Origin of the sequence: Bacillus sp. FSL R5-0431, from assembly GCF_038002985.1 — a bacterium.
In the GTDB taxonomy this organism is placed as follows: Bacteria; Bacillota; Bacilli; order Bacillales; family Bacillaceae; genus Bacillus.
In genome coordinates this window covers 969,072-985,141 of sequence record NZ_JBBOOG010000001.1, presented here as the reverse complement: position 1 = coordinate 985,141, position 16,070 = coordinate 969,072, and the positions used below count along the sequence as shown (strand labels likewise).

Below are 16,070 nucleotides of genomic sequence, written 5' to 3'. Positions count from 1 at the left end.
ATAAGTCATTATTTGTCAATCATTCAACTGCTAAACTCGTAATCTGTCCATCTTCTGCTGCTTGCTTCATATGCTCATGACAGGTGAAATAAAACAGCTGTGTTTCAAAACGTGTGAGCTCGTTCATCATCTCCAGCACTCTTCCTAGACGAACGTGATCGAAATGAACGAAGCTGTCATCCATCATAAACGGAAGCTGACAATCTTGCTGATGAGACAAAGCGAGCGCAAAACGAATCGCCAGATAGATCTGTTCACACGTTGCCTGTGAAAGCTCCTCTGGACGGAATATTCGTCCATCCATTCTTTTCACCATCAGCAAGTCATCTTCAGGTGAAAATAAAATCGCTTCATAACGATCATTTGTTAACGGTTGAATAAAACTTGAGGCTGTTTGAAGCAATGCAGGCAGCCTTGTTTCTTTATGCTCATTCAATTTTTCTCGTATGACGGAGCGGACAAGCTGAATTGCCGCCCATTTTTTTGCGAGGTGCTTCGCATGCTCCTGCTCTGCGGCAAGCTGATGAGTCAAATCAGACACCGTTCCAGAAGCTTCTATTTGCCGGATTTCCACCGCTAGTTCTGCTAAACGTTTTTCCATATTCTCCGCATTCAATTGAACGTCATGAAGGTGCTGCTTTGCTTCTGCACACTCCTCTTCAAGGAGAGGTAATCCTTTGCGAACAATCCATTCCTCCTCATCAAAACAACCGCTTCTATGAAGCTCTTGATTTAGCTGCTGCAAATGGGAAAGCCGTTCCCGGTATTCTTTAGATAGATGAGAAAGCACTTGGTAATCTTCTTTGGACTCTGCTTCTACTTGACGAAAAAGCTCGCCAGTTTGTTTTTCGTAATATTGAATTTCCCCTTCTAGTGTCGTGAGCTGCTGGATCGCATGTTGAATAGATACGTGCAATGTCTGGCGTTCTTTTTCTCTTCTCGCCTCATCTTTCAATATCTCTTGAAAAGCTGAGATATTCTCCTGAATGGTTCCTTCCTTTTTTTGAAGGATACTGCTTAACGCTGAAACCCTGCGCTCATAAATCGATTGCTGATCGGAAAGCACGCCTATTTCACGATGAAGCTCCTCATATGCCGCTGTATTCATTTTTAATTGTTTTAGGATATGGAAGGCCTCTACTAGGAAAGTAAGCTCAGACGACAAGCCAAGCTGTCTCTTCTTTTCCTCTACTTGCTGCTGGACAGGTTCCAGCTCTAGCTCCCAGTCTTCATATTGACGAATGATTCTTTCGTACAGAAGCTCCTTCTGCCTCATAAGTGTTTCAGCTGAAGCTGCCTGCACTTGAAATGAATCAAAGGCCCCTTTGCCGCTTCTTTGTTTCATAGGGCTCATTTGACTGAATGGGTAAATGAGAAAGAAGAGAAAAACAGAAAATCCCGCAAACAAGAGCGTGATCCACCACTCTGTTAAAAAGAATAGAACAAGCAGAAGCACCACATCAAATGCGATCAAGCCTCGGAATAACGACGCCTGGGAATGAATCGGTTTCTTTTTCAATCTTGTCCCCTTCGCATCATCTTCTGCTCCGTGCTGTCTGACTTGCTGTTCCTTTAATCCTTTTAGAGCGGCTTCTGCTTCGTCCAGCTCATGTCTTGCGTGATCAAATCGTTCATCTAACTGCGCTTTTCTATCCATGAGACGAACGTATTGAGTGACAGTCTCCTTTAATTCCCACTCAAATTCAAGCGAATCATCGATTTGTTCGAGCTTTATCGGGTACTCCCACTTTAGCTTTGCTACCGCTTCGTCTATTTTTTGTTTCAATGAATCACGGTTTGCTCGACACTCTGCTATGCGCTTTTTCACAAGCTCAGCATTAGATGCTTCATCTACGACTCGTTTCATCTCCATTATGGTATCCTTGTCATAGAGCGGTTGAACTTGTACGAGTGAGGTTTGCAAATGGTCTAACTTCTGCTTCAGTGCAGTCAATTGAGCCTTTTTCGGGTGAAGGTGTGATTCTAGTTTATCCAGCTCATGCTCTGTTTCTGCTCTAAAACGTTTGACTCGGTCTGGATAGCGGGCTAATTCCTTTTTTAATTCCACTTTTTTCTCGATCATGGGATAAACTTGAATGGACTCAGCCAGTTTCTGAATGTGTTCTTCCACCTGCTTCATTTCATTTTGAAGCTTTTCAATCGTCTCTGTTAATTCAGATTGCTCCCGTTTCTTTTCGGTATAGCTGCCTTCTACCAATTTGGCTTGCTTCAGCTGACCTGTCAGATCTTTTAAGCGATCAAGCTGCTGGTTTAATTCAGGCTTGCGGCCATTTGGTTTAAACAGCTGCTCCTGCTGCTTTAGCAGCCTGCTATCCATCTTGGTGGCTGCATCCGAGCCAAATAAACTTGAGAAAAGTAGAAATTCGCCTATTTGGTCCTGGTTTAAGGCTTGGACATTTTGCAGTCCAAACACATCAAATGAATAGATTGATTGATATAATCTGCGATCCGTTCCCTTTAAAAGTGTCTGTAGAAAAGCTTCGTCTTTCACTTCACCATTCGGTAAAAATACCTGTGCTTGCCCACCGCGATCGGACGTTCTCTCAATATGAATAACGCCTAACTCATCATCTTGGCAAGTGAGGGAACCACCATAAAAAGAACCCTGTTTCGTCTTGTACATCTTGTTTTTCGGAAAACCAAATAACATCGATTCAATAAACGTTTTCAATGTCGTTTTCCCCGATTCATTCAGGCCGTAAACTAGCTGAAAACCGTCATCAGAAAAGTGAAAGGTCCGATTTGAAAATTTCCCGAAATGGGCGATATGGAGTGAACGTATTTTCATTGTGCCTCTCCTTTTCTCATAATTGCTTTAGCTGTTCTGTCAGCAGCCTTTGTGCTTCTTCTTTTATATCCACTTCATCCTCTTTTGTGAGAGCTTTTCCTGACTTTCTATAGGTTGGGTGACGCTTGATCGGTGATAGAAGCTCTTCATATGCCTCAAACTGTGAAATTTCAGCAGTGAGTTCCTTCAAAAAAGAATCTTCTGGATAGACGACATCCTCGTTTGTTCGGCAGTCAATCGATATCACCCAAACGAATACCTCTTCATCTTCTTCCTGTTCATGAAGAACGGTCAACAGCTCCTCAAGTACCTCAAGCTGAGTACGCTCAAAGTAAGGAGGAGCATCACCCGTCAATTCAATTTTCACAAAATGAGGGACGCCCTCCTCTTTCAGCTCACTGATTTTGCTATCCACAAGTGTCACAAGATCCGTCATATGAACCGTTTCTGTCATGTCTATTGCAAGTGTCTCAAACATCACATCCGCACAGCTAATAAATTCCGCTGTCTCAGAATCCTCGGAGAGTTGAATAACGTAACAGCCTTTCTCTCCTGTTTCTTTAATATGTCTGCCCTGCATGTTACCAGGGTAAATAATCAACGGGTCTTCATGCAGAAGGGCTCTCTTATGTATATGTCCAAGCGCCCAATAATCGAAATCCCGTGAAAGAAGCTGCTCAAGCTGAAATGGTGCATACGCATCATGCCCTTCTTGTCCGGCTAATGTACCGTGAAGCATCGCAATGTGATAGGCAGCATCTGTCGTTTTGACATAATGAGATGTCATATTTTCATAGACAGCCCGCTCTTTGTAGCTAAACCCATAAATACTTGCAACAAGCTGCCCCCCTCTATAGTAGGATTGCTCACTTGGTGTACTGCTTGAAAAAACGTGCACATTCTCAGGCCACTCAATCGGTGTCCATTCACCGCCTAAATGATCATGATTACCATAAATAATAAAGACGTCAATCCCTTGAGTTTGCAGTCTTAGAAACTGATTTCTTAAAAACAGCTGTGCTTTCAGACTGCGATTGGATTCGTCAAATAAATCTCCGCTCAGCAGCACAAAGTCTACTGCTCGAGCAATGGCGAGATCAAACATATTCTTCGCACTTTGAAATGTACTTTCTTTGAGCCGCTTAAATGGTAAGCTAGGGATATTCGACATTCCTGCAAATGGACTGTCTAAATGTAAATCTGCGGCATGAATAAAGGTGAGCTTAGTCAAACGTCTATCTCCTTGTCCGATACTGTCATTGTCCATATTTTATCATGCCATTTTTACGAATGCACGTTCTATCGCTCTCATTCTAAAAAACACATTTTTAAGAGCTAAAAAAGAGGTTTTGTCTTATTCATTGTTTAATTACATAGAAAAGCAGAGGAAAGGGAGATGAGGAATGGAGAAGACATACTTTTTAACTGTATTTGACCGGTCGGGTGAGACCTTATTAAATGAAAAAATCACAACGGATAGTGATGAAAAGGCAAAGGAATTAGGGCGCCATCGCTTAATCGAACAGCAATACACGAAGCATTCCCACCGGCTCGTTGATGATGCAGGCAAGCTTCTTTTATTTGAACGTTAAAAAAACCGGCATTCGCCGGCCTCACATTCGTTTATACGTTCTGAAACACAGGTCGTCTTTTTTCTAAAAAGGCCTGAATGCCTTCCTTATGATCATGACTTTGCCTCAGTCTTGCCTGTGCTGCCCTCTCCTTTTGAAGAACGGCTAGCAGCTCAGGTTCTGACTGCTGAAAATAGATCAGCTTTGTTTCAATAAATGCTTGAAGCGGCATGTTCATAAACGGCTTCACACATACTTTTTGATACGCATCGACTTCATCCTGAAACACCCCGTCTGCAAGGCGCAGTTTTAACGCTTCTTCAGCCGGCAGCTTTTGTCCGCTCCAAATCAATTGTTTCGCGGTTTGTTCACTGACTCTTTTTGTGAGAAAAAAATGCCCTCCGCCATCTGGAATTAACCCTACTCCATTAAAATTCATGGCGAGCTGTGCATCCTGATGCATAAACAAGTAGTCACAGCTTAAAGCAAAGCTAAAAGCAAGGCCTGCCGCTGACCCGTGGACAAGGGCAATCGTCACTTTTTTCATACCGGCTAGAGAAAGAGTAATTCCCTCGATCAAATCCATCACACGATGGAAATCTTCTTCACTTTCCTGCTTAAGCATCATGCCAATATCTCCGCCTGCTGAAAACCCTTTCCCCGCTCCCTTGATCACAACGACTTTTGCACTGCTTTCTTCCGCTGCATCACATGCCTCTTTGAATTCAGCAAACATGTCCACATGAAATGAATTATAAGCATCAGGCCTGTTGAAAACGATTTCAAAAATATCCCCGTTTAACTGACAATTGATATATGTCATCATCCATCCCCCTTTTCTTTTAAACTCATGACTTAATTCCATTTCAACCCGAATAATTCCTTTTCCTCTGCATGAAAAATTTCAAGATCAATTGATACCAAAACAAGCATAATTGTTGAAACAAGAAATATATTTTTATATAGTAAATGAAGAAAGAAAATGATTTTGAAAGGGGGAGGATGATTGATAAGGTGTTCCATATTCATATTGGTTAGTTTCATCGTCATGTTTTCTCCTTTTTCAAATGTCGTTTTTGCTCCACAGGCAGAAGCGAGTGCACCTAGTCTTATTTCTCCATCCATCTACGATGAAGAAATTCAAGCTGTGAAGACACCTCCATTTTCAAAAAAACATGCCTCCTCTATTCTGTTAAAGAACAGATTATCACTGGCTGATTCAAAGGTTTTTCTTCTCAAGCCTGCTCCATCAGCTGCGTTATCCATTGATCTATGTTTTTTGGAAATGAAGTGTGCGATCCCCATTATGTGTCAATCAAATTACCTCTACTGATTCATTTTATTTCATCCGTATTACTATATGAAAAACACAACCTATCATATTCGGAGGGATAAAATGAATATTAAAGAAAATGATCTTCCTGGGATCGGAAAGAAATTTGAAATTGAAACGAGAAATAGAGAAAAAATGACGATAGTGATTCATGATGATGGCAGACGGGAGATTTATCGTTTTGACGATGATGATCCAGATGAAGTGCTGTCCACCATTTCTCTCGATGATGCTGAATCAAGGCAAATCGCTGCGATTATCGGCGGCATGGTGTATAAACCGCAGGCACTTGAAACCATTGAAATGGCCTTCAATGACTTAATGATTGAATGGTTTAAGGTGGAAAAAGGCGCAAAAGCGGTTGGACATACACTCGGTGATTTAGATGTGCGGCAAAACTATGAAGTCACCGTCATTGCGATCATTAAACATACAAATGAAAAATTACTGAACCCTGGTGCCGATTCGATTATTGAAGCAAATGATACGATGGTCATTTCAGGCGAAAGAAAACACTTAAAGCGATTGATACGTGATTTTCTTTCTAGAGGGGGAGAGTGATGAATGGATCATTTAGTCTTTGAAGTTGGGACGGCGCTGATTCTCATCGCCATCGCCAGCTTAATCGCCAATAAAATAAAATTCTCTATCATCCCTTTTCTCATTGTCCTCGGTATGATCGTTGGGCCGCATGCTCCAACCATCGGGATCATTGATCTAAAATTTATCGAAAGCACCGAAATTATTTCGTTTTTTGGCAGAATGGGCGTCTTGTTCCTTCTTTTCTATCTTGGACTTGAGTTCTCTGTCGGAAAGCTTATTAAATCGGGCAAATCCATTGCTGTCGGCGGATCTATTTATATTTTGATTAACTTCAGCTTAGGACTGCTTTACGGTTTTATCACAGGGTTTGGGTTCCTTGAGGTTCTCATTATGGCAGGGGTTATCACGATTTCATCCAGTGCCATTGTGGCCAAAGTCCTTGTTGATTTGAAACGGACTGCGAACCCTGAAACTGAGTTAATTCTTGGGATCATTATGTTTGAGGATATTTTCCTCGCTGTTTATTTATCCGTCGTATCTGGTCTTGTCCTTGGAGATGCCACAACGGTTAGCGGTGCCTTATTATCCATTTTCATTGCTTTTGGTTATATGATGCTTTTCTTTATCATCGCACGTAAGCTGCCAAAACTATTAAACAAGTTGTTCGATATCCGTTCGAACGAAGTGTTCATCATTGTGATTTTTGCGGCTTTATTCTTTGTCGCTGGTTTCTCAGAGACAATCCATGTAGCAGAGGCCATTGGGGCACTCTTACTTGGTCTTGTTTTCTCAGAAACAGAGCACTCTGACCGCATCGAACATCTTGTGGTTCCATTTAGAGATTTCTTCGGGGCCATGTTCTTCTTCAGCTTCGGTCTCAGCATTGATCCATTTACATTAGGTGATGCCTTCTGGCTTGCGATCGGCGCTGTGATTCTCACCTTCATTGGGAACTTCACTGCTGGAATGTTCGCTGGAAGAAGAGCTGGATTTTCTCATAAAGCCTCTTCTAATATTGGATTAACCATCGTATCACGAGGAGAGTTTTCAATCATTGTAGCCGAGCTCGGTATTGCGGGCGGACTTGCCGCTACCTTGAAGCCATTTGCTGCATTGTACGTCTTAATCCTTGCGATTTTAGGACCGCTTGTGACGAAGGAATCTAAGCGAATTTATCAAATCCTAAACAAAATCTTCAAATGGAAAACAGAAAAACCAAAAGTGAAAAAGGAAACAACGATCTAATGAAAAAGGGCCCTATGCTTGGGCCCTTTTTCATCTTATTCAAATTGCTGAAATGCTGTTTCTTGCTTGACTGACGCTTCTTTCATCCCGCGAATCGTTTGAATCACTTTCTGGTTGCGGTAGATGGATAGTTTTAAATTGGTCGCCGCTGTTCCATGAGAGTGATCAAGATGCGTGAATGTAAAGAAATGATGAGGGCGCTTGTCTTTGAACACAAGCCTGAAGTCTTCTGTCACTTTAAAATGCTCTTCACTTTCCCATTCAATCAAAGGTTCATACGCTCTAAACCACGCCGGGATATTCGGAGTGTACCCTGTAGCCAATACGGCACGATCAGCTGTTATGCTCTTTTCTTTCTTTAGCTGCCACTGCTTTAGGTGCAGCTTCAGGGACTGATTCTCCTCCACCTGAATCACTTCAAGCTCGGTCATTGGCTGAATCACCACAGATGGCTCTTCACCTGTAACAGACCGATGATACAATTCCTGATAAATACGCGAGAGCGTCGATGCATCTATACCATTTCTTAATCCAGTCAGCCTAGGCAATGTGTTCATTCGTTCTTCATAAGGAAGCGAATGGAAATATTCGACGTACTTCGGTGTAAATAGCTCCTGGCCAAGCTCTGCCGTCTCCAGCTCTCTAAATTCACTAGATCGCGTAAACCACGAAAGCTGCTGTCCTTTCTTTTGATGCTGAAGCAGGTCTAAGAAGATTTCGGCTGCACTCTGCCCAGAGCCAATCACCGTCACCGACTCAGCTTCATGAAGTTCTTCCTGCTGGTCTAAATAACGGCTGCTATGTGTCACATATGGCAGTGCAGCATCAGGCACATCGACAGGAATCATCGGTTTGCTCCCTGTTCCAAGCACGACATGCTTTGCACGATACTCAGAAAGCGATCCATCCTTCAATTGCCGGACTTTCACAAGATAACCACCTTGGCAGTCCGTCACTTCCTCTACCTTCATCCCAAATTGACAGCTATCTAATTCACCTGCGACCCATGATAAATACTCATTGAATTCTCTTCGCGGAATGTCAAACTGTTCAAATGTATAGAACCGGTGAAGTCTATTTGATTCATGTAAATAATTTAAAAATGTATACCTGCTCCTTGGATTCGCCATCGTCACAAGATCAGCTAAAAAGGAGACTTGTAAATCCGTTCCTTTGATCAGCATACCAGGATGCCAGGCAAACTCGGACTCCTGTTCAAAAAAACAGCATGAAACATCTTCATACTCCTCTAACAAAGCCGCCAAACCTAAATTGGCGGGCCCAATCCCAATTCCGATCACATCAATCATATGTACACCTGCTTTAACTTTTTATCACTTATATACCCTTTTACAAATGAAAAAAACACTGCGTCACCGCAGTGTTTAAACGTGAGGAACAAATAATGACTCAAGAAATTCAATTTTCTCTTCGGTATAGTGTTCATAGCGGTCATTATACGATTTTGGATCTTTTGGATTGGCATACTGCGTAATTTTTCCTGAACGCGGATCAATGAATTTACTAGCAGCACCGCATCCAATCCCAATGATTGTCTGCACTTCTTCCATAATAATGATATTATACAAACTTTCCTGCCCATCCAATGAATACCCGACATTTTCAAGGTTCCCTAAGATGTTTTTTTGTCTATATAAATAATAGGGATGATAGTCATGTGTTTTCGTCCAAGCGACCGCTTCATCCATCATACGTGTGATTTCTTCTCGGTCTGCTACTTGATATTTGTCCTTATTGCGCGTCATCTCAGAAGCTCTTTTAAAGGAGAGCGTATGCACGGTTAAAGATTCAGGCTTAAGTTCTTCAGTCTGCTGCAAGGAATGCTGGAATTCCTTTAGCCCTTCTCCCGGCAAACCAATAATTAAGTCCATATTAATATTATTCATGCCATACTGTCTTGATAAGTGATACTTTTCAATCGTTTCTTCTACACTATGGTGCCGGCCAATGGCTTTCAGTGTTTCATTCTCATACGATTGTGGATTGATGCTAATCCGGTCAATATTATATTGGTTTAGCACTTCTAGCTTATCAAGCGAAATCGTATCAGGACGCCCTGCTTCGACAGTCACTTCCCGTATATGTTTCACATCAGGGAACGAGCGGTACATTTCTTCATACAGCAAATCCATTTCTTCCGCAGTGATACTCGTCGGCGTACCTCCGCCAAAATAAACAGTCGTCACTTTGATCCCATGTTCTTTTAGCCAAGTACCGATTTTTTGCATCTCATAATGCAGACCAAACAAAAACGTTCCCACTCTTCCAGCTTGTCCTTTAATCGCATAAGCAGGAAACGTGCAATAAGCGCATTTGGTTGGGCAGAAAGGAATACCAATATAAATACTTACTTCCTGCTGAAGGTCATACAGGTCAGGAATCGCTTGAAGCTGACGGTCGACAATCTCCTGCATCAAATCGATTTTTTCATCATGAATCAAATAATCACGCTTTAATGCGGCATGCGCGTCTTCCTTTGTCGTGCCTTCTCTCAGCATCTTATGGAGTAATTTTGTAGGACGTATCCCTGTGAGAATACCCCACTTTTGCGTCATTCCTGTGTACTCCTGAAGCAGATGTAAATAAACAGACAGCACTGTGTTTTTGATTTGCTTCCAGCGCTCCTTATCGTTCAAGCCCTCTGGGACGTCTCGCGAAAAACGACTAGTGATGTCTGATCCAGCGATGTGACCAGATGCTTCCACTATTCCATTTTTTTCTTCCCAGCTAAACAACATGACTAGTCCATCATCCAGTGCATCTGGATCAAACAGCACTTCACTATCTTCTTCGAATAAATTGGCTATATTGACAAGCGGGCGATGAAATCGTTCATCTGACAGCCCTTTAATTAAAATTCGCATCGTATCACCTTTATCTTCAAACTTGTTTCATTTTACAAAATCCATGTAGGAAAAGCAATGACTGGAACAGTTGAAGGCCCTGCCATTTCTTGATTGACAGGGCCCTCGTCTATATTATCGTTTAATATCGAATTGATGTAAAAATCCTTCTCTTTGCTGCATTCTAAAGTATTCTTTGATCATATAAGCGACTCCCTGTTCATCTTGCGAACGTGTCACCCAATCAGCTTTACGCTTAACAGAATGAGGGGCATTTCCCATCGCAACGCCTAAGCCAGCCAATTCGAGCATTGGGATGTCATCTGTCCCCTGCCCAATGACCACCGTATCTTCTAAAGTCAAACCTAATGCTGAAGTCAAAAGAGAAAGCCCCGCTTCTTTCGATACGCCTTTGCATACGATATTCATTTTCTCATCACTGATCCGAATAAGATCGACAGATGGAAAAGCTTGTTGAATGGTTCGGTGAATTTCAGGCTGAAGCTCTGCGGTTGAATATACTTCAATCACTGGTGTACTGACCGGTTCATCCATCAGCATATCACTTAGCGATTCAACAAATTGCACAGGATAGAAAATTGGATCAGACGGATGAATCAACGTCTTTCCCATCAGCTGTGACTGCGTTTTTTTCCGGTTGCCAATTGAGAATTTTTCATGCAGTAAGCGAACATTACAATCAAAGCTTTCAAGAATTTGCACAAGATTAAATGTTTTTTCTTCCGTTAGTTTCTTCACATGAAGCGGCTCATCGAGTTTATTCGCGATAAATGCACCACTATGCGTCACAAGGGTTGACGTTGGAATCTTCAACGCCTTGGCTATTTTTTGTGCGGAACGAAAATGCCGGTTGGTGACAAGCGTCACGTAAACCCCTTTTTTCTTCACGTATTCCACAGCTTCTTTTGTAGCGGAATGGATTTTTCCATTGGAACGAAGTAACGTTCCATCTATATTGAGTGCAAGTAGTTTTTTTGACACTGAGGCATCCCCCTTCTTGATGACTGTACTTACGATGAGGATATGCCCTAGCTTGGTGCTTTAGAACATGCAGTTGAAAGAGCCCTGTGTTATGAATCTTTTGCAAATAAAAAAAGCCTACCCCTAGGCTTTTTTTTATGTATGGTTTGGATGCGTCACAATGAGGTGATGAAGCTCCCCATGATCCCCTTATCTTTCACACACCAAAGCATTGCTTATATCAGATCCCCTTATGCTTTGCGTTTCTCCCAGAAGCGCTTCTCTCTCGTTTGGCTAATCGCCGTAAATCCCAAGTGAAACGCACCCAATTGTCCCATGAGAGCGCTCATTTGAAAGCACTTTCAATATAAGTATTATCGCAGAATTTATGAGCTTCGACAACCTTTTTTTGAAAAGTTGGACAGGGAACATGTGAAATAAAAAAAGGGCGAATATCATCGCCCTTTTCATTAATTTTCTTCTGGATTCCCATAAAGCTCTTCAAGAGGCTTCATGATCACTTTATTTAATTCTCCGATGAGAACACTCACACGTTGTTCTGCTTCCATCAACTGAGAGATTTTATCGTGCTGTTGAACAAGTGCCACTGTTTTTTGAGCTTGCTCTACTTCTTCTTGTGTGATCTCTTGACCAGTCATTTGTTTTTGTTGAAGGTTTACTTGAATGTCCCGGAAGTTCTCGAACATTCTTTTAGAGGACTCATCCGCGTTTACCTCATCATAAAGATTTTTTAAAGTTGAATATTCTTCGCTATGACGCAGAGCTTTTTCAAGGTCATATGCAACATCATAAACATTTACAGACATGTTATGTCTCCTTTCTATCCGTTATCACCGATATGATCGGCGGACACCACTCCACTATAACAAACTATGGCTTTCGTTTCACATATATACAATGAATTCATCAAAATTTCTCTAGCTTGTCTTAAAATAGCGTGACAAAGATTGCTTGAATTGCGCCGATTAATCCGCCTAAAAAACCGCCTAAAAACGTGATCATTTTAAGTTCATTGTTGGAAATGCTAATCACAAGCTCCTCCATTTTTTTAAGCGGAAAATGTTCAATCTGCTCACGAATGATATCTTCAAATTTGAGCTTTGCGAGCAGTCCCTCTAAAGCATTCGATGCTGCTTTAATCCCCTTGTCGACAAGCACTGGTGCAAAGTGTGTTTTGAGATCAAGCGCTACTGCACTGACATAATATCCAACTGGCTTGTCTAATATCAGCTTTGTAGAGAAGTGTGAAAGCAATTGCTTTTTCACACTATAAGCAAGCTCCTTCACATTCCATTTTTCATCTAGCTCCTGAAGAGAAAACTGCTTCACCTTGTCCCATTCTTGAACAAGCAAATCTGATAAAAATCTTTTTGTTTCTGCGTTTCTTAAAAATTTGATGATTTCAGGATGTACCCGATCAATTAAGCTTGAATTCCCTAGAAACATTTGAACCATACTGCCAAGCATGCCTCGTTCCTTTAAGAAATCATCAATCATATTGCCAAGCCTTGCTTTACCTTCCTCGCTTTCAAAATAATGAATCCCTCTCTTTAAAATATAATCTGCTGCATCTGGAATTTTTGAAGATATTTTGTTTTCCACATCTAGCGGAAGCAATTCAGATAAAGTTTGCTCATTATATTTTTCAAGCAGTGAATTGAGCTTTTGATCAGACCACTGATGGATCCATTCATCTGCTTTGACGTCAGCCTGTGATACGCCGAATCTTTCAAGCAAAGATAGCACTGTTATCTCCATTTCAGCGCCTTTGTCAATATATCGATGGACTGTATGCAAGATCTCCTGCTTTGCCTCCGATGATTCAAATCGCTTTTGAATTCCTTCTGGCGTGAGCAAATGCTCCATAACCATGACACCAACCTGCTTGGCTACTTCGTCTCTTCTTTTAGGAATGAGCCCTGGTGTAAATGGAAGCTGTTTCCCAAATAAATAGTATGGCTTATAAGGCCGAAAAAGCATTTTAATTGCAAGATGGTTTGTCGCTGCTCCTATGACTGCGCCTATAACAATCATAAAGATAAACGTTGTGAATATATTCATAGTCGTCATCTACCTTTCAAACAACACCCGATGTTTATTGGTTTAATCTATACGTATTATAGTTGTTGTCAAGTCCCCAAGCAAATGAAGCATGTTGCTAGACATATGATCAATCGATCTGTCGTAATGATAAAGGAGCGCAATCTTTATGTAAAATCATGAAAAAGTGTTTTTGTGCTGGTAAAAAAAGAAGTTGAAAAGAAGGTGTTTTTTAATGACATCAACATTAGGTATTGTGACCCTTTCTTCAAAGTATGAAGAGGCATTCACTCGTGGGTTAGCCAAAGCTGCCCCTTCTTATGGTTTAAAGGTTGTTCGTTTTACACCATTTGCTTTAAAGCCGGCTACAAATTTGATACAAGGTCAAACTTATACGAATGGTCAAGGATTTGCCGCAGCAGAATTTGAGATTCCTGACTTGATTTACGATCGATGCCTTTACAAGCAGGACGCACAATCTAAAAAAGCAAAACCAATCATGGAATGGCTGAAAAAGTATCCGAAAACAGATTTTTTGAATACAGGTATTTCAAATAAAATGATGCTATTCGAGCAGCTCCGTCTCCTCCCTTCTTTACAGCCATATTTACCTGTCTGCTCATTATTAAAAGAGCCATCAGACCTTCTCAACATGGTAAGGAAAGACGGTTATTGTAAAATGCAGCCGCTCTCTCAACAGCATGCAGCATCTACTTACTTCATTTTCTTAAAAGACAACACTTTCACTGTTCAGCTAAGTCCCGAGCAAGTCATCACATTTTCGCGTCCATCAGATATAGAGCGCTGGTGCAAAAAGTACGTTGGCCGATATTTCCTTCAATTTTTTCAGACGAGTGATCAAAAAGACTTTTTATTCAATGAAATAAGGATTTTCCTTATGAAAGATTCACAAAATCAATGGAATCGCATAGGGATTCACACAAAATCACCTACAGAAAATAGTCATTTAAACATTACACAAAAATCAGCTCCCATGATAGGCTTTGATCACTATCTAAACACATTACAGCCGCACATCAAAGAGCTTCTTTTAGATGATATTGCATCCATTCAAGCATCTCTCCCAGCATATATAGATAAAACCTTCTCCCCTTGCTTTGAATTCGCTGTAGACTTACTCCATACAAGTGAAGGCAGGCTTTTCATATCAAATATAAGATCAAAGCCAGGGCGATCCGCTTTTTTAAAAGCTTATCCTGACAAGGAAGATCAATTGATTCGTACCATTCTTGCACATGCTCAATCGATGACGTCTCAACCGAAGGAGGTTTCTTATGAACAAAAATCGCTTCATCATCGCCCCTCATCTCACAAGTGAAAAAACAGTTCATCTTCCCGCCCATTTTAAACAGCAGGATGCGATCTATTCTCTTGCTTTAGGATCCCGTTTAGTAGATGACTTCACCGTTTCCTATCATCAACATCCAAATAAAATTTTATTATCAGAAAATCTATATAGAAATTTACTAATTCCTTATCAATCAAAAGCTGATGTGATCGCCGTTGATCATACACTGTTTATAGGGCCGCTGCTTGGCATTTTCACCGCAGGTTTTGGGCAAAGCACGCAGCCACTAGGAACGAGATCAGACTTTTTTATCAAACTGCTGCACTCTTTCAGGCAGCATGCTGGATTTGCCTACCTTTTTGGTACACATTCTATTGATTGGGATAAAGGAATAGTAGAAGGATTGTTGTACCAACAGCAAACATGGGTTAAAAAACAGATGCCCCTGCCGTCAGTCATTTACGACCGTCTTCCAAATAGAAAGGCTGCTCAGTCGGCATTCATTCAAGAAACAAAGCGTAAACTCACACAAGACTATGATATCCCTTGGTTCAACCCTTATTTTTTCAATAAATGGGATATTCATGAACAACTGTTAACAGATGAAAAAACATGTCCTTTTCTTCCACATTCCATACAATTGGATCCGGTGGACGCTCTAAATAAAATAGAAACACTCCTCCATCTACATCAGGTCATATACTTAAAACCATCGAACGGAAGTCACGGCGACGGTATTTATCAATTAAAGAAGACGGCTCATGGAATCACTGTATGCTCAAATCACGGAAGCGCTGTTCCATATGACTCAATAGAGCATTTCGTGACCAAGCTCCGGAAAGATCACGCAATTCAAGACTTTATGGCTCAACAAGGCATTGCACTTCTTCAAATAGACAATCAACCAATGGATTTCAGAGTTCATACGAATAAAAATAAGTACGGCCATTGGACAGTCACGGCAGCAGCAGCAAAAGTCTCTGGCAATCACACAGTAACGACTCACCATTTACATGGTGGCTTAGTAAAAACACTTTATGATGTTTTTCCAGAAAAGAAGAAGCGTTTGAAAACTTTAGAGCAGCTTTCTTATACTGCCATCACGCTTAGTCAGGTGATAGATGAAAAAATGTCCGGTCATATTGGTGAAATCGGTTTTGATTTAGGCATTGATCAGACAGGAGCTATCTGGATGTTTGAAGCCAATTCTCGCCCTGGCCGCGAGATTTTCCAGCATGTTTCATTGCGAAACTCAGAAAGGCTGATTGGGAAAAGAATCATGGATTATGCATCTTATCTTTCACAAACGACCTCAACAACTACAGACCACACGAACGTCTACTAACTGTTTTCG

The 16,070-nt window shown here is 41.2% G+C and carries 14 protein-coding genes; 5 read left to right on the top strand and 9 right to left on the bottom strand.

Features of this window, described 5'->3' with window-relative positions; all coding sequences use genetic code 11:
* Positions 1–19: 19 nt before the first annotated feature.
* Together MKZ03_RS04785 and MKZ03_RS04780 are read right to left on the bottom strand one after the other, a co-directional pair.
* Complete coding sequence (locus tag MKZ03_RS04785) at positions 20–2,809, bottom strand: ATP-binding protein (protein WP_341031119.1); 2,790 nt, start codon at positions 2,807–2,809, stop codon at positions 20–22.
* Positions 2,810–2,825: 16 nt separating this feature from the next.
* Positions 2,826–4,040, bottom strand: a complete 1,215-nt coding sequence (locus tag MKZ03_RS04780; RefSeq protein ID WP_034663603.1) for a metallophosphoesterase family protein — start codon at positions 4,038–4,040, stop codon at positions 2,826–2,828.
* A 172-nt stretch (positions 4,041–4,212) separates the two neighbouring features.
* Between MKZ03_RS04780 and MKZ03_RS04775 the strand changes: the two genes are divergently transcribed.
* Positions 4,213–4,401 carry a YhzD family protein gene (locus tag MKZ03_RS04775; RefSeq protein WP_034663606.1) on the top strand — a complete coding sequence of 63 codons (189 nt, stop codon included), beginning with the start codon at positions 4,213–4,215 and terminating at the stop codon, positions 4,399–4,401.
* 31 nt (positions 4,402–4,432) lie between these two features.
* On the opposite strand, the gene MKZ03_RS04770 is transcribed toward MKZ03_RS04775, so the two are convergent.
* Both MKZ03_RS04770 and MKZ03_RS04765 read right to left on the bottom strand, forming a co-directional pair.
* Positions 4,433–5,206, bottom strand: a complete 774-nt coding sequence (locus MKZ03_RS04770) for an enoyl-CoA hydratase (RefSeq protein ID WP_106061830.1) — start codon at positions 5,204–5,206, stop codon at positions 4,433–4,435.
* A gap of 29 nt (positions 5,207–5,235) precedes the next feature.
* The gene (locus MKZ03_RS04765; RefSeq protein ID WP_340972233.1) at positions 5,236–5,424 is read right to left on the bottom strand and encodes a hypothetical protein; all 189 of its coding nucleotides are present in this window, start codon (positions 5,422–5,424) and stop codon (positions 5,236–5,238) included.
* A gap of 352 nt (positions 5,425–5,776) precedes the next feature.
* Here MKZ03_RS04765 and MKZ03_RS04760 point away from each other — a divergent pair, with 352 nt between their 5' ends.
* Entirely contained in the window at positions 5,777–6,274 is a 498-nt protein-coding gene (locus tag MKZ03_RS04760) for a cation:proton antiporter regulatory subunit (RefSeq protein WP_034663613.1), read from the top strand.
* 3 nt (positions 6,275–6,277) lie between these two features.
* Entirely contained in the window at positions 6,278–7,501 is a 1,224-nt protein-coding gene (locus tag MKZ03_RS04755) for a cation:proton antiporter (protein WP_034663616.1), read from the top strand.
* 35 nt (positions 7,502–7,536) lie between these two features.
* On the opposite strand, the gene MKZ03_RS04750 is transcribed toward MKZ03_RS04755, so the two are convergent.
* The 5 genes from MKZ03_RS04750 to MKZ03_RS04730 all read right to left on the bottom strand — a co-directional run bounded on the left by MKZ03_RS04750 (position 7,537) and on the right by MKZ03_RS04730 (position 13,428).
* Entirely contained in the window at positions 7,537–8,811 is a 1,275-nt protein-coding gene (locus tag MKZ03_RS04750; protein WP_307499393.1) for a lysine N(6)-hydroxylase/L-ornithine N(5)-oxygenase family protein, read from the bottom strand.
* A gap of 75 nt (positions 8,812–8,886) precedes the next feature.
* The gene (locus MKZ03_RS04745; protein ID WP_341031114.1) at positions 8,887–10,386 is read right to left on the bottom strand and encodes a coproporphyrinogen III oxidase; all 1,500 of its coding nucleotides are present in this window, start codon (positions 10,384–10,386) and stop codon (positions 8,887–8,889) included.
* Between the two features lie 114 nt (positions 10,387–10,500).
* Entirely contained in the window at positions 10,501–11,367 is an 867-nt protein-coding gene (locus MKZ03_RS04740) for a Cof-type HAD-IIB family hydrolase (protein WP_060595898.1), read from the bottom strand.
* Between the two features lie 449 nt (positions 11,368–11,816).
* Positions 11,817–12,173, bottom strand: coding sequence for a YlbF family regulator (locus MKZ03_RS04735; protein ID WP_012009440.1), 357 nt, complete (start codon positions 12,171–12,173; stop codon positions 11,817–11,819).
* Positions 12,174–12,294: 121 nt separating this feature from the next.
* Positions 12,295–13,428 carry a DUF445 domain-containing protein gene (locus MKZ03_RS04730; protein WP_106041453.1) on the bottom strand — a complete coding sequence of 378 codons (1,134 nt, stop codon included), beginning with the start codon at positions 13,426–13,428 and terminating at the stop codon, positions 12,295–12,297.
* 214 nt (positions 13,429–13,642) lie between these two features.
* Between MKZ03_RS04730 and MKZ03_RS04725 the strand changes: the two genes are divergently transcribed.
* Together MKZ03_RS04725 and MKZ03_RS04720 are read left to right on the top strand one after the other, a co-directional pair.
* Positions 13,643–14,746 carry a YheC/YheD family protein gene (locus MKZ03_RS04725; protein ID WP_307499391.1) on the top strand — a complete coding sequence of 368 codons (1,104 nt, stop codon included), beginning with the start codon at positions 13,643–13,645 and terminating at the stop codon, positions 14,744–14,746.
* Positions 14,703–16,061, top strand: a complete 1,359-nt coding sequence (locus tag MKZ03_RS04720) for a YheC/YheD family endospore coat-associated protein (RefSeq protein WP_307499390.1) — start codon at positions 14,703–14,705, stop codon at positions 16,059–16,061. Before MKZ03_RS04725 ends, MKZ03_RS04720 begins: the two co-directional genes overlap by 44 nt.
* Positions 16,062–16,070 lie beyond the last annotated feature (9 nt).

Coding starts and splice junctions, on each gene's coding strand:
- MKZ03_RS04785 (WP_341031119.1), bottom strand. CDS start 2,809: ATGAAAATACGTTCACTCCATATCGCCCATTTCGGGAAATTTTCAAAT.
- MKZ03_RS04775 (WP_034663606.1), top strand. CDS start 4,213: ATGGAGAAGACATACTTTTTAACTGTATTTGACCGGTCGGGTGAGACC.
- MKZ03_RS04770 (WP_106061830.1), bottom strand. CDS start 5,206: ATGATGACATATATCAATTGTCAGTTAAACGGGGATATTTTTGAAATC.
- MKZ03_RS04765 (WP_340972233.1), bottom strand. CDS start 5,424: ATGAAACTAACCAATATGAATATGGAACACCTTATCAATCATCCTCCC.
- MKZ03_RS04760 (WP_034663613.1), top strand. CDS start 5,777: ATGAATATTAAAGAAAATGATCTTCCTGGGATCGGAAAGAAATTTGAA.
- MKZ03_RS04755 (WP_034663616.1), top strand. CDS start 6,278: ATGGATCATTTAGTCTTTGAAGTTGGGACGGCGCTGATTCTCATCGCC.
- MKZ03_RS04750 (WP_307499393.1), bottom strand. CDS start 8,811: ATGATTGATGTGATCGGAATTGGGATTGGGCCCGCCAATTTAGGTTTG.
- MKZ03_RS04745 (WP_341031114.1), bottom strand. CDS start 10,386: ATGCGAATTTTAATTAAAGGGCTGTCAGATGAACGATTTCATCGCCCG.
- MKZ03_RS04735 (WP_012009440.1), bottom strand. CDS start 12,173: ATGTCTGTAAATGTTTATGATGTTGCATATGACCTTGAAAAAGCTCTG.
- MKZ03_RS04730 (WP_106041453.1), bottom strand. CDS start 13,428: ATGAATATATTCACAACGTTTATCTTTATGATTGTTATAGGCGCAGTC.
- MKZ03_RS04725 (WP_307499391.1), top strand. CDS start 13,643: ATGACATCAACATTAGGTATTGTGACCCTTTCTTCAAAGTATGAAGAG.
- MKZ03_RS04720 (WP_307499390.1), top strand. CDS start 14,703: ATGAACAAAAATCGCTTCATCATCGCCCCTCATCTCACAAGTGAAAAA.